This is a genomic window from Paenibacillus sp. J5, from assembly GCF_054955055.1.
Map to the genome: position 1 here is coordinate 71,795 of NZ_JBUEDD010000004.1, position 13,794 is coordinate 85,588.

Annotated in this window: 10 protein-coding genes; 9 read left to right on the forward strand and 1 reads right to left on the reverse strand. The window is 56.0% G+C overall.

Annotated features, from left to right (window positions below):
- The first annotated feature begins 239 nt into the window (after nucleotides 1-239).
- From ACY1JZ_RS07795 to ACY1JZ_RS07830, 8 genes are all read left to right on the forward strand, one after another.
- A complete protein-coding gene (locus ACY1JZ_RS07795) occupies nucleotides 240-1,886 on the forward strand; it encodes an extracellular solute-binding protein (protein ID WP_462628753.1) in 1,647 nt (548 codons plus the stop codon).
- A gap of 68 nt (nucleotides 1,887-1,954) precedes the next feature.
- Nucleotides 1,955-2,857: an ABC transporter permease gene (locus ACY1JZ_RS07800; protein ID WP_462628754.1), complete on the forward strand. Its 903-nt coding sequence runs from the start codon at nucleotides 1,955-1,957 to the stop codon at nucleotides 2,855-2,857.
- 19 nt (nucleotides 2,858-2,876) lie between these two features.
- A complete protein-coding gene (locus ACY1JZ_RS07805; protein WP_270165518.1) occupies nucleotides 2,877-3,752 on the forward strand; it encodes a carbohydrate ABC transporter permease in 876 nt (291 codons plus the stop codon).
- Between the two features lie 13 nt (nucleotides 3,753-3,765).
- Complete coding sequence (locus tag ACY1JZ_RS07810; RefSeq protein ID WP_462628755.1) at nucleotides 3,766-4,575, forward strand: alpha/beta hydrolase; 810 nt, start codon at nucleotides 3,766-3,768, stop codon at nucleotides 4,573-4,575.
- Nucleotides 4,575-5,345, forward strand: a complete 771-nt coding sequence (locus tag ACY1JZ_RS07815) for an alpha/beta hydrolase (protein WP_462628756.1) — start codon at nucleotides 4,575-4,577, stop codon at nucleotides 5,343-5,345. The genes ACY1JZ_RS07810 and ACY1JZ_RS07815 overlap by 1 nt, the downstream gene beginning before the upstream one ends.
- Before the next feature lie 19 nt (nucleotides 5,346-5,364).
- The gene (locus ACY1JZ_RS07820) at nucleotides 5,365-6,564 is read left to right on the forward strand and encodes an MFS transporter (RefSeq protein ID WP_462628757.1); all 1,200 of its coding nucleotides are present in this window, start codon (nucleotides 5,365-5,367) and stop codon (nucleotides 6,562-6,564) included.
- Between the two features lie 19 nt (nucleotides 6,565-6,583).
- Nucleotides 6,584-8,875: a helix-turn-helix transcriptional regulator gene (locus ACY1JZ_RS07825; protein ID WP_462628758.1), complete on the forward strand. Its 2,292-nt coding sequence runs from the start codon at nucleotides 6,584-6,586 to the stop codon at nucleotides 8,873-8,875.
- Nucleotides 8,876-9,005: 130 nt separating this feature from the next.
- Nucleotides 9,006-10,007: an NAD(P)/FAD-dependent oxidoreductase gene (locus tag ACY1JZ_RS07830; RefSeq protein WP_462629054.1), complete on the forward strand. Its 1,002-nt coding sequence runs from the start codon at nucleotides 9,006-9,008 to the stop codon at nucleotides 10,005-10,007.
- A 68-nt stretch (nucleotides 10,008-10,075) separates the two neighbouring features.
- Here ACY1JZ_RS07830 and ACY1JZ_RS07835 read toward each other — a convergent pair whose 3' ends face one another.
- Nucleotides 10,076-10,984 (reverse strand): AraC family transcriptional regulator, encoded by a 909-nt coding sequence (locus tag ACY1JZ_RS07835; RefSeq protein ID WP_462628759.1) that lies wholly within the window; start codon nucleotides 10,982-10,984, stop codon nucleotides 10,076-10,078.
- A gap of 226 nt (nucleotides 10,985-11,210) precedes the next feature.
- Here ACY1JZ_RS07835 and ACY1JZ_RS07840 point away from each other — a divergent pair, with 226 nt between their 5' ends.
- Complete coding sequence (locus ACY1JZ_RS07840; RefSeq protein WP_462628760.1) at nucleotides 11,211-13,595, forward strand: glycoside hydrolase family 95 protein; 2,385 nt, start codon at nucleotides 11,211-11,213, stop codon at nucleotides 13,593-13,595.
- Nucleotides 13,596-13,794: the final 199 nt, after the last annotated feature.

A 13,794-nucleotide genomic window follows, 5' to 3' on the forward strand; every position in this document is an offset into this window, starting at 1 on the left:
GGGACAAAAATTGTGAATGCGATAGGCAAATACTAACTATTCTTTACAGGAAAAAGCGCTGAAGCCGCACGGTTGGCGCTTTTTCTGTTGCAGTGCAAAAATTGTGAATCGGCTCGCAAAAGCTGCTCATTTACTTGGAGGCGGGGCGAACGTACACTACAAGCAAGCGGTTACAAAAGCGGATTCGCAAGACCGCGCTGTGCACATCCGAAGGGAACAAACAAGAGGGGGACAGATGAATGTTGCGTACATCATGGTTAACTAGAGGCAAGCCGATATTGATGAGCATGCTAATCACTGCTGTGCTGGCGACGGGCTGCAGTACAGGCTCGGGCGATCAGCCTGCTCCATCGAATGGGTCAAGTACAACGCCAACGGTCAGCAACGGTGATCCAGCCAAGCTGCGGCGACTGGTGCCGGAAGGGGAGACTGCGACATTAAAGGTATGGCGTCCAACGCATACCTCGATCGGTACGATCATCGAGAAGTGGAATGATACGCTGTTCAATAAATGGATGGAGGAGCAGACTGGCGTCAAGATCGAATGGATCACTCCGGTCAGCGGCACAGAAGCTGATAATCTGGCGATGATCGTCAGCTCCGGGGAATATCCAGACTTGTTCTTTGATGCAGGAGGCGTCTATCCGACAGGCGCATATGGTCTATTGAAGGATGGCGTCGTCATCAACGTCGCCGATTATCTCGACCGTCTGCCGAACTTCAAGAAGCAGCTTGAGAAGAGCGAGCTGCGGCGCATCGAGAGCTATTCCGACAATAAAGAGCTGGCCGCCTTCTACCGCTATTCCGCGAATGACGAGCTGGCAACCACCTGGTACGGTATATTGATGCGCAAGGACTTGCTGGATAAGGTGAATAAGGAGGTGCCCCAAACCTACGATGAATGGCATGATGTGTTGACAGCCTTCAAGAATGCCGGGGTGGAGAAGCCATTCCTGCTGAACAGCACCGGATTTCCGAAGCTCAATGTGTTCACAGGCGGGCTGGGCTTCGGCTACATGAATTACGGGGGAGGCACCGTTCCATTCTATCAGGTGGATGGCAAGGTAAGATACGCGCCACTGGAGGACGGCTTCAAGAGCTATCTGATGATGATGAACAAATGGTATGCCGAAGGGCTGATCGACAGTGATTTCCTGTCGCTCAACTCGTTAAGCGCAGAGTTTGCTGCTTATGGCGATGTACAGAGCGGTTCGATGGTTGCGCCGCTGTCCGTCGCCAAGGTCGTCAAGCAATTGAACCCTGACGCGGGTCTTGAATTCGTCGCTGTGCCGCATCCGGTTGTCAACAAGGGAGACAAAATCCATATTGGCGGCTCGCCGACAACGACGGTCTCGGCAGGCATGCAGATCAGCGCCAAGACGAAGAAGCTCGATCTGGCGCTGCAATGGGCGGACTTGTATTATTCCGAGGATGTCATTCAAGCGGGCAATTTTGGACCAGATCCGTCCTATTATGAGCAAGATGCTGCGGGCAACATTCATTTTAACGACAACGTCTTCGCCAACAAGGACGGCTTCGCGATCGTGGACATGATGACGACGATTGCCGACTATCCGGTCATTACGGTCAATGACCGCGACATTAACGATGAGCTGCTGCTGAAGCAGGGCCAGATGTATGATGAGCAGAATGACCATGCCTATACGATCAGCTCCAAGCTGACGATGACCGATGAGGAGAGCAAGGTCTACAACTCGATTATGACCGACATCATCGATTATGTGGAGGAGATGCAGGTCAAATATATATTGGGCATCGAATCGTTCGACAACTATGATGCCTTTGTCCAGCATATCAAGGACAAGCGAATCGCTGAGGCGATGGCTGTCTATCAGACGGCACTGGATCGCTACAACGCCCGATAATATGCAGGGCTGCGGATAGCCCTTAGGCATCTGTAGCCCGCCACATCCCAAGAAGGAGCGATCCCGCCATGAAGGAACTGGTTGCCAATTACAAACGGCACAAAATGATCTATTGGCTGACCTTGCCGGTCATCCTCTATTTCATCGTCTTCAGCTATCTGCCTATGGCCGGTCTGGTCATGGCATTCCAGGATTTCTCTCCGCGCAAAGGGTTTTTGGGCAGCGAGTGGGTAGGGCTGACCAACTTCGTGGAGTTCTTCACCAGCTCGAACTTTATCCGGGTTACCAAGAATACGCTGGCGCTCAGCCTGCTCGACCTGCTGTTCGGCTTCCCGGCTCCGATTATTCTGGCCCTGCTGCTAAATGAGATCAAGGGGCGGCTGTTCAAGCGCACCGTACAGACGGTCAGCTATCTGCCCTACTTTCTGTCCACAGCCATCATATGCGGGCTGATCATTGACTTCACCGGCTCCAGCGGCCCGCTGACGACAGCGATTGCTCCGCTGCTGGGCAAGAGCGGCAATCTACTCGGCATGCCCGAGATGTTCCGCCCTCTCTTCGTCTCTACGAATATATGGCAGATGGTCGGCTATAACAGCATAATCTACCTGGCGGCGTTGTCGCGTGTCGATACGGATCAATATGAGGCGGCACGCATTGACGGCGCAGGCTACTGGAAGCAATGCCTGCATGTGACGATTCCGGGCATATCCTCCACGATCATTATTATGCTGATTCTCAATATGGGTCATCTGCTGACGGTCAACTTTGAGAAGGTGCTGCTGCTGTATAATAGCGCAATCTATGAGACGGCAGATGTGATCTCGACTTACATTTATCGTCAGGGCATTCTGAATCATGACTACGGGTACAGTACAGCGGTCGGGCTGTTTAATTCGGTGATCGGCATGCTGCTGATTATTACGGCGAACTACATCAGCCGCAAATATTCGGAAACCCGGCTGTTCTAGGAAGGAGGAGCGAGAATTCATGGATAAAAGTATAGGTCGCCGGCTGTTTCTGGCAATGGACTACGCGCTGCTTGCCCTGATTGCTCTCCTGTGTCTGGCGCCTATGTGGCACACGCTGTCGGCGTCGCTGTCATCGCCTGGAGCGCTTAATGCGAACAAATCCTTATTGCTGTTCCCGGCAGGAGAGATCACCTTCAAGGGCTATAGCATCGTCTTCGCCAATGCATCGATCTGGAAAAGCTATCTGAACACGCTGCTCTACGTGACCGGCGGAACGCTGCTGGGTATTACGATGACTGCGCTGGGCGCATTCACACTGTCGCGTAGCTATTTCCGTCCTGCCAATACGCTGATGCTGCTCATTACGTTCACGATGCTGTTTAATGGGGGCATGATCCCCAACTATATTCTCATTCAGAAGCTGGGGCTGTATAACAGCGCCTGGGCGCTCATCCTGCCCACGATGGTCAACGTGTTCCATCTGATCATTTTGCGCACTTCGTTCCAAGGGGTGCCCGTGTCGCTGGAGGAATCCGCCAAGCTCGACGGTGCGAGCGACCTGTATATTTTTCTCAAGATTATATTGCCGCTGTCCAAGGCATCGATTGCAGTTATTGTGTTATTTATTGCCGTGATGCACTGGAACTCCTGGTTCCCTGCCTCGCTCTATATCGCGGATCGGGCCAAGTACCCGTTGCAGATTATTTTACGGGAAATATTGATTGATGGCAGCACCAATATGACCTCTGGCGGGGCCAATGCCTCCATTACGATGTACAAATCATTGATCAAGTATTGTACAGTTATTGTAAGCACACTGCCTGTATTGGCAATTTATCCATTTATTCAAAAATATTTTGCGAAGGGCGTCATGATTGGCGCCATCAAAGGATAAGGGAGGATTAGCGATGGCGTTGCTTCAACTGCATACGTTCTCCAAGACGTTATGCTCGCAGACCAAAATAAGGGTCATCCTGCCGGATGGCTGCAAGGACGAATCCATTCCCGTTCTCTATCTGCTGCACGGGGGCAGCGGCAACAGCACAGCCTGGCTGAGCAACAGCTCCATCGAACGGTATGCCCAGGCTCATCGCATCGCGGTGGTCATGCCGTCTGCGGGCCCGAGCCGCTGGCTGAATATGGCGCTAGGCCCGGCGTATGGCGACTTTATGGTGGAGGAGCTGCCGAGCATCATGCGCCGCTTCTTCCCGCAGTTGACCGGCGAGCGGGAGCAGACATATATCGGCGGTCTGTCGATGGGCGGCGGCGGTGCGATGCAGCTCGCAATCAGGTACCCGGAGAAGTATGCGGCGGCCTGCGTCCTGTCGACCAGCTCGGTCATTCCGCTTGAGCATCTGCGCACGATCAAGGGCTACCCGCCACCGCCGGGCGGCGACGGTGCGCCTAGTCTGCCGCAGATTCATCTTGGTGTGGATGACCCGGATGAGCTGGCGGGAACTGAATATGATGTGCTGCAGCAATCGATCCGCAATCTGGAGGAAGGCAAGCGGCTGCCGCGCATCTTCCATGCCGTCGGTACGGATGATCATGGGTTTGAGGTGGGATTGGCGCTGCGCAGCCACTTCCTGGGGCTGGAGAACAATCCGTATCGCTATGCGTTCTACACCGAGCAGGCTGGTCATACATGGGAGTTCTGGGACAAGTGGATTCAGGTCTTCCTGGATTCGCTGACACGACCGGAGAAGGAGGAGTCGTAATGGCCTTTATACAGATGGAGTTCTATTCCGCGATGCTGACGCGGCATACGGAGATTGCGGTGATCCTGCCGGAGAGCCGCCAGCAGGAGAGCTATCCTGTGCTGTGGCTGCTGCATGGAGCCTGTGACAATGATAGCGGCTGGTGGCGCAATACGGCTGTGGAGCTGTATGCCGAGCAGCATGGGGTGGCTGTTGTGATGCCTTCTGGCGATAACAGCTTCTATTCCAACGGGCCGCTGGGACGGTATTTTGATTATGTCGCTGATGAGCTGTACGACAAGCTGTGTACGATGATGCCGCTGAGCCGCGACAGAGCCGATCATGTGGTTGGCGGTCTGTCGATGGGCGGACATGGCGCCTATAAGCTGGGGTTGATGCGGCCGGATCGTTATGCTGGTATTGCGGTGCTGTCGGCGGGCAATTTCATCGATCTGGGCGATCCTGCGCCTGGCAGCGCCTTCGCAGATATAAATCAGAAGCTGTTCGGTACGACGGACATGAGCCGTCTGGTCGGTACGGAGCATGATATTGTCCATCTGGGGGACATGGCCGCCCAGAGCGGAGCGGAGCTGCCGGAGCTGTATGTGTGCTGCGGCACGGAGGATCTGGCATTCGGGAGTGCGCAGCAGACCTATCTCCATATGACAGGCAAGCTCGGTATGAGCGGACAATGGCATGCGCGTCCGGGCAAGCATGACTGGGCATTCTGGGGGATGATGATCCCCGAGGTGATGGCCTGGTGCGCGCAATTGACGGGGCGTAGTCGGTGATGCGCAAGGCTGGGCTACGATGGAGATGAAGCCGAGGCATATATGGAACCCGATGTACACGGCCCTGTTTCTGCTGAATGCCATCGTCAATGTCAGCTTCTATATGGTCTCTACGACGCTCTCGCTCCATCTGGTCGGGATTGGCATGACATTGACCGCCGCCGGAGCCATTATAGGGGCGATGCCGCTGGCTGCGATGCTGATTCGCCCCTTCAGCGGCTGGGTGTGCGACCGCTTCGCCAAGCGCAGGCTGCTGCTGCTCTGCCTGCTGCTCAATGGCATCTGTGTGGCAGGATACGGGTTAGCCGGGCAGGAGGCAGTCTATATGGCGCTGCGGGTTGTCCATGGGCTGTCCTTCGGCATGATGACGACGGTGACGATGGCATTGGTCGCCGCTTACATCCCGGAAGGTCGAATGGGAGAAGGGATGGGCTACTTCGGCCTGGCGCAGACGCTGGCGATGGCGGCTGGCCCCGGCATCGGCTTGGCGCTGGCAGAGGTTGCGGGCAGCAGCCGGATGTATATGGCTGCCGCGCTCTGCATCGTCGCCTCGCTCGGGCTGCTGCCGCTGATCAAGGAGCGTAGAGAGGAGAGGGAGCAGGCGGTGCGGGCCGGGCTCCGTCTGAGGGCGAGCGACTTCCTCGCGCGGGAAGCGCTGCTCTATGCCGTGATCGCTCTGGCCATCTCCTCGGCTAACGGGATCGAAGTCAGCTACATCGCGATGTATGGCGAAGCGCTGGGCATCGTTCAAGTGGGGTGGTACTTCACCCTCAGCGCACTGGCACTGTTCACCGCTCGCCTGATCTGTGGAAGATTGGCAGATCGGCGGGGGTTTTCATTTGTCTTCTATCCCGGTATGATGGGGATAGCCCTTGCGTTCATCCTGCTGAGCCAGGCGCAAGAGGGGGCGGCCCTCGGGCTGTTTGCCGCGGCGGCTGTACTCAAGGCGCTAGGGGTCGGAGCTGTTCAGCCAGCGCTGCAGGCTGCTGTTGTGCAAGCGGTTACACCGCAGCGGCGTGGCGCAGCGACCAGCACCTTCTTCATCGGCGCCGATCTGGGGCAGGCCGTCTCGCCGGCGCTGGCGGGCGGGATGATCGAGGAGAGCGGATATTCGCTGATGTTCCAAATCTATGCCTTGCCCGTGGCAGTTGTGGTCATAGGATACGCGGTAGTAAGAGGGTGGAGGAGGAGGAATAGTCGCTCATCCGATAGAGGGTAGCAAAGGGGGCGGAGAGCGGTTGTTGTGGCGAAAAAATCTGTTGTTCGGCGAGCGAACGTTCCGCAGATGGTTCATCGGCTCGATGTGCGTCATACTGTTGTTTCTGTTGCTCGGCCTGTTGCTGTATATGGTGGGGCTATACGCCACAGAACGAGCAGTCGTTATGGCGCAGCGGCAGTCGGCCGAGCAGGCCAGGACGCTGATCGACAGCAAGCTGCAGGATATCGAGCAGAGCGTCTCGGCGCTCACCTTCAATGAGAGGCTCGTATCTGCCGCATTCATAGAACCGCCGCTTGTCGGCAGTGATTATTATGCGCTTCACAAGGCGGCGGAGGAGCTGAAGGGACTTTACTTATATGGCAACATTAAGGATGTCTATGTCTATTACAGCGGCTGCGCCTGTTATATCAGCTCCTACAGCTTGATTCAGGATAAGCAGGGGACATTCACGGAGCAGCGGTTCGGCATGAGCCGGGAGGCGTGGCGCGAATTCGCCCAGGGGCGTCTGACGAATGCCTTCATGAAGGCGGGCGATACGGTCTATTACTTCAGTCCGCTCAAGCGTCGCGGCGCGCATGAGGTATACGCTCTGGCGATTGTTGCGCTGGATCGCAAGGAGCTGGAGCGTCTCATAATCGGGGACCAGGAGGCGGGCGATCCAAGTGCCAGCTTCGGCTATCTTGTTGACGCGGACGGGGAGCTGATCGCGACGACAGGGGAGGCAGGACATCTTCCGTTCGCCTATGGAACGATGAATCAGGGAGAAAATTTCGTTGGGCACAAGGTTGTGACGAGCCAGAGGCTGACTCATGCGGACTGGGAATATATCTCCGTTGTTCCGGTGGATCAATATTTTAAGGAAATCTATGCGCTCCGGCCGATGCTCTATGGCTATCTGGGTATCGGAATCATACTGGCCGCCGCGGTCGGCTACATCGAGACGAGCCGTCGGTATCGTCCGGTGTTAACGCTCAGGAAGAAGTTCCAGACGGGCTCAGGCAGGCCAGGCTCCCCGCCGGAGTCGAATGAGGACATCTTCCTAAGCCTGCAGCAGGAAATCTCCAGCATGGTGGAGGATAATACGCGGCTGACGACGCTGCTGCGAGAGGAGAAGGAGACGATCCGCGCCAAGCAGTTCTCCCGGCTGCTGCGGGAGCAGCTCAAGCCGGAGGAGTTCTCCCCACTGTTCGCCGACAGCTTCGGCATGCCGTACCGACATGGGGTGGTGGTGATCGTGCATGTGGTGTCGAGCGGCCGCAAATTGCAGGAGCTGCCTATTCGCGAGCGTGAGCATATCTTGCTCATCTGTCTCAATAATATGGCCAAGGAGATGCTGGGCGAAGCGTATAACTGCTTCTTTTGGAGAGACGCCGAGCTTACCGGGGTGATCTGGTCGGATCAGGCGGAGGAAGAGGGGGTGGATGTGGACATCGCGAGGAGGCTGGAGCAGGCTCGGGATTGCATCATTCACTACTTTGACGCTGATCTGCAACTGTCCTTGAGCAGCGGATGCCATGATGCGTCCCGTATACCCGCCGCCTATGCGCAGGCGCAGCAGACCTGCAATTATGCCAACATGACGGGCAAGACAGGAGTCATACGCTATGACAGCAGCTTCACACAGCCTCATCCACAATGGAATCGGAGCGATATTATCCGCGCGGAGCAGGACTTCATGTCCTACATGCTGGAGCATAACTATGATAAGGCCAAGGCGAAGCTGGAGATGATTACCGGCTACTATGGCTACACGGATGGCGTGTCGATTCAACTGCTCAAATGCCGGATGTTCGGCCTGATGAATCTGGTGCTGAATGCGATCGAGATGCGGAAAACCCCGGCGGAGGAGCAGTTCTACACAGACATGAATCCGATTGGACGGCTGCTGAATGCATCGACGATTCGCGGGCTGGAGCAGGAGATCATGGCGATTATCGAGGAGATGATCCTGCATTATGAAGAGAAGGACGAATCGACGGGCAAGAAGCTGGAGTATATCGATCGGTATATCGAGGCGCACTATATGGACCCCAGTCTGAGTGTTCAGCAGCTCGCGGATCTGTATCAGTTCTCGGTCTCTTATCTGTCGAAGGTCTACAAGCGCCAAAAGGGGCTGGGAGTGCTGGAGGCCATCAATCGCTGCCGGGTTCACCATGCGAAGCAATGGCTGGCGCAGCAACCGGATATGCCGCTGGCGGGCATTGCGGAGAAGGTGGGCTACGGCAATGTGCAAACCTTTATTCGCATCTTCAAAAAGCAGGAGGAGCAGACGCCCGGACAATATCGGCAGTCGATTCATACGCAAGACTGAGCTTGAGGAAGGAACAAATTCGGCTGTATAAGCGGCAGGAAGCGGATTAAGTCTTGCCGCGCAGCAAAAGATGGCTTTTCTACTTTATATACATTATAATTTACTATGTATATAAAGATAGGAGGAGAGCATATTGACGGTTGATCCAGGCAAGGATTGGACAGATATAGCGATTATTGGCGGTGGACCCGCCGGAATGTTCGCAGCCTTCTACGCGGGGATGCGTCAGGCAAGTGTGAAAATTATCGATAGCATGCCTCAACTGGGCGGCCAACTGATGGCGCTTTACCCGGAGAAATATATTTATGATGTGGCTGGCTTTCCCAAGGTGACCGCAGCCGAGCTTACGCAGAGCCTGCTGGAGCAGATGTCGTTATTTCCTGTAGACATTCGTCTGGGGGAAAAGGTGCAGCGGGTAGTGAAGCGAGCGGAGCGGGAGTTTGAGATTGTGACGGATAAGGCGGTTCATTATAGCAAGGCGGTCATTATAACGGCAGGGGTTGGGGCATTCGAGCCGCGCCGTCTGAATCTGGAGCGAGCGGAGTGCTATGAACAGACGAATCTGCATTACTTTGTCACCGATCTGCAGCAATTCGAAGGTCAACGGGTTATTATCAATGGCGGCGGCGACTCGGCTGTTGACTGGGCGCTGATGCTGGAGCCGATCGCCAAGGAGGTGACGCTGGTTCATCGTCGCGACAAGTTCCGGGCGCATGAGCACAGTGTAGAGAAGCTGCGAGCCTCACAGGTTCGAGTGATCACCCCTGCTGAAATTACGAGACTGGATGGGGAAGGGAGCATCGAGCAGATCGAGATTACGGATGTGATGACAGGGGGTACATCGCAGTTGCCCTGCGATGCATTGATCGTCAGCTTTGGGTTCCTGTCCTCGCTCGGCCCGATTGCGAAGTGGGGATTGGAGGTTCAGCAAGGGGCGATCGTGGTCGATACCCGTATGGAGACGAGCATTCCTGGCATCTTCGCTGCCGGCGACATCACGACCTATCCGGGGAAGGTGAAGCTGATTGCGGTCGGCTTCGGAGAGGCGCCGACCGCGATTAATAATGCGAAGGTGTATGTGGACCCGGCAGCGAAGCTGTCTCCGGGCCATAGCAGCAATATGAAGCTGTAATGTACAGAGATGGAACGGCAGGCGGCCTGCTTCGTTCCATCTTTTTTTGGTTATGCTTCCGTGCCAGCTTAATCGTAGTGCTCGGCGCTTATCTGCTGGCCTGCCCGGTACTGTGTCGCAGATAAGCCGTAGAACGTTTTGAAGGTGCGGCTGAACTGCGCTAATGTTGCAAACCCCACCTGGGCGGCAACCTGGGTGACGGACAGGTCGGTGGAGGTCAGCAAGCGAGCGGCAGCCCCCATGCGCGCCTGTAGCTTTTTGTCGGTGAAGGTGAGACCATATTGCTTGTAGACGGCTCGCTCTGTCTGCCGAATGCTTAATCCGAGCTGTTCGGCCAGCAGCTTCAGCGTAATTGTCGCGTACTGGTGGAGGAAGCAGCGCTCAATCGTTAGCAGACGCTTGTCATCGAGCGTCTTGAGCGGAGCTGGCGGCAGTGTCGGCTGGCTGGACGGGTACTGGCGTAGGACGCGGGTAATGATAATCTCCAGCAGCCGTGTAACATTGGTGTGATAGCCGAGCCTGGCGGCAGCCACCTCCTCTGCAAGCAGAGCGAAGAGCCCCATCAGTTGCTCCGTATCCTGTCCGATCCAGAACGGCGTGCTCAGCAGCAGCTCTGACAGCAGCGCATCTTGGCGGGCGACGGCCTGGTTAGCTGTTGTCGAAGCTTCGCGCGGAAGCAGCTCGAAGAAGATGCAATATTCCGCCATAGGGTCCAGGGGATGAGGGATTTGCTCATGAGCGACATCGGGGCCAGTGACATACAGCGTGCCAGGCCGCACCTGATATTGCCTGTCTGATGTAATGAGCGTGCCTTGTCCGCAGGGAATATAATGAATCTCGTAGCTGCCCAGACTGTGGCTATGCCTGGGGACTGAGCCCTTGAAGTAGCCGGATCGGACAAACAGCACATTAAGCATGCACTGTCCGATGGCTAGCTTGATGTCTATATCTTCAATGTGAATGAGCGGAAGCTGCATAGCGGCTGATTCTCCATTTGCATTATTCTGACATGTTTCGTTGCCGGATGTCGCCTTCTATAGTAACCGACGATGCTCTGGCCTGATTATAATTATATTGTACCTTGGAGCATTTGCAAAAACAGGATAGGTCAGGCAATATGACGAACAGATATAATGTCGAGATGAACTCAAGGCGATGACGTCTTTGCTAATCGAGCTTGATCCACTACAGGAGGGCTGCACGATGAAGATACAATTTAATAAGCCGGCGAGCTATTGGACGGAAGCGCTTCCCGTCGGCAATGGCAATCTGGGGGCGATGATTTTTGGCGGTGTGGAGCAGGAGCGCATCCAGTTGAATGAGGACACCTTATGGTCAGGCGCTGCAAAGGATGGCAATCATCCGCAAGCGAAGGAAACGTTGCAGGCGATTCGGGACAGTATTGCGCGTGAGGACTATGCGACAGCCGATCAATTGGGCAAGCAGATGATGGGACCCTACACGCAATCCTATCTGCCGTGTGCTGATCTGCTGTTGACGATGGAGCATGGCAATAGGTTCGGGAGCTACAGCCGCTCGCTTGAGCTGGCTGAGGGGATCGCGCGTGTAGCTTATACTGTAGGAGGCGCCGAGTACAAGCGTGAGATATTTGCTTCCCATCCTGACCAGGTCGTCGTCATCCGTCTGGAATGCAGCGAGCCGGGGATGCTGAGCTTCCGAGCCCGGCTGACGAGTGTGCTGCGCAGTGCCAGCGGCGTCTCGGGAGGGCAGCATACCATTGCAGGTATTGCCCCGGAACAGGTGTGGCCAAGCTATTGCAATGTATCGAATCCGATTCAATACGGCGACCCTGGGACATCATCCGCACTTCAGTTCCATGGTCGGCTGGCGGCAGTGCTTGAGGGCGGCGTAATGAGCGCTACCCATGATGGCATTCAGGTTGAGGGAGCGACGAGCGCCGTGCTGTATTTTAGTGCAGCGACCAGCTTTGATCCTGCATTGGGTGCCACCAGCGACATCCGCAGGCCGGAAGTGATGACAGCAGCTACGCTGAAGCTCGCCCTGGACAAGGAGTATGCCGATGTGCGTCAAGCGCATATTGAGGATCACGGCCAATTGTACCATCGCGTATCGCTGCGGCTCGGGGAGAGCAAGGCGCCAGCGGACATGGCAACCGACCAGCGGATTGCCCGATATGGAGCCGATGATCCGGGACTGGTCGAGCTATTGTTCCATTATGGGCGCTATCTGATGATTGCCAGCTCCCGCCCCGGCACGCAGCCTGCCAACCTGCAGGGCATCTGGAATGAGGAGACGCGGGCGCCATGGAGCAGCAACTACACCTTGAATATCAATGCGGAGATGAATTATTGGGCCGCGGAGACCTGCAATATGGCGGAGCTCCATGAGCCGCTCCTGTCCTTTATCGAGCGGCTTGCCGAGAACGGAAGAGAGACGGCGCGCGTCAATTATGGGGCCAGAGGCTGGGTGACGCATCATAATTCGGATCTGTGGGCGCAGACCGCTCCGGTAGGCGATTACGGAGATGGCGATCCGGTATGGGCGTTATGGCCGATGGGTGGCGTATGGCTGACCCAGCATCTGTGGGAGCATTATGCCTTTGGCGGGGATGAGGTGTATCTGAGAGAGCGTGCCTACCCGGTGATGAAGGAAGCAGCATTGTTCTGCCTCGACTGGCTGTATGAGGATGCCGAGGGTTATCTGATTACGGGCCCTTCGACCTCCCCGGAGCAGAGGTTCAGAATAGGGGAGGCATGCTATGCGGTCAGTGCGGCTGCGACGATGGATCTGAGCCTCATCGCAGAGCTGTTCGATAACTGCATGGCAGCGGCGGAGAAGCTTGAGGTGGATGAAGTGTTCTGTGCGGAGCTGGCCGCTGCGAAGCGCAGGCTGCTGCCGCTGCAGATCGGGAAGCATGGGCAATTGCAGGAGTGGTACAAGGATTTTGAGGATGAGGACATTCATCATCGCCATGTCTCGCATCTGGTAGGCATCTATCCGGGGCGGCTCATCTCGGAAGCCTCCAATCCTGAGCTGTTCCAGGCAGGACAGGTGTCTTTGGATCGCAGAGGAGACGGCGGCACTGGCTGGAGCCTGGGCTGGAAGATCGGGCTGTGGGCCAGATTCAAGGATGGCAGTCGGGCGGAGCGGCTGATTGGCAATCTGCTGACGCTCGTTCCGAGTGAAGGAGCGCTCGGCAGGAATGGAGGCGGTGTGTATGCGAATCTGTTCGATGCGCATCCACCGTTCCAGATTGACGGTAATTTTGCCGCTACAGCCGGCATTGCCGAGATGCTGCTGCAATCGCATCAGGGCTTCCTTGATCTGCTCCCGGCCTTGCCGGACAAGTGGATGGATGGCGAGGTCAGCGGTCTGCGAGCGAGGGGAGGCTATGAGGTAGGGCTAAGCTGGAGCGGCGGCAGGCTGGAGCAGGCGTGGATTCGTTCGATCAGGGCGCAGAAGGTCAGATGTGCAGCAGGAAGGTCTCCGATTCGGATTAGCGGTGAGGGAAGAGAGGTGGAGTTTGAAAGGATGGGAGTGAATAATTCCCTGTTTGCCTTCCGTGCCGAGGCGATGGTGCCATATGTCATTGAATTCTCGAGTTAATCGCTATGCGGCAGTCCGACAGGTGGGTGAGCCACCTAATCGGACTGCCGTTTTCTGATGAAGCGCAACAGGAGCATCTGCTACCAGGGAGCTTGTACATTGCTTGGATCGCAGAATTTGTCGTGCTTTGCCTGGGATGCGGGTCTGCCCGTAGTTACACGCCGTTGCCATGCAGCAAGGCTTGCTGTAGATGTAGACT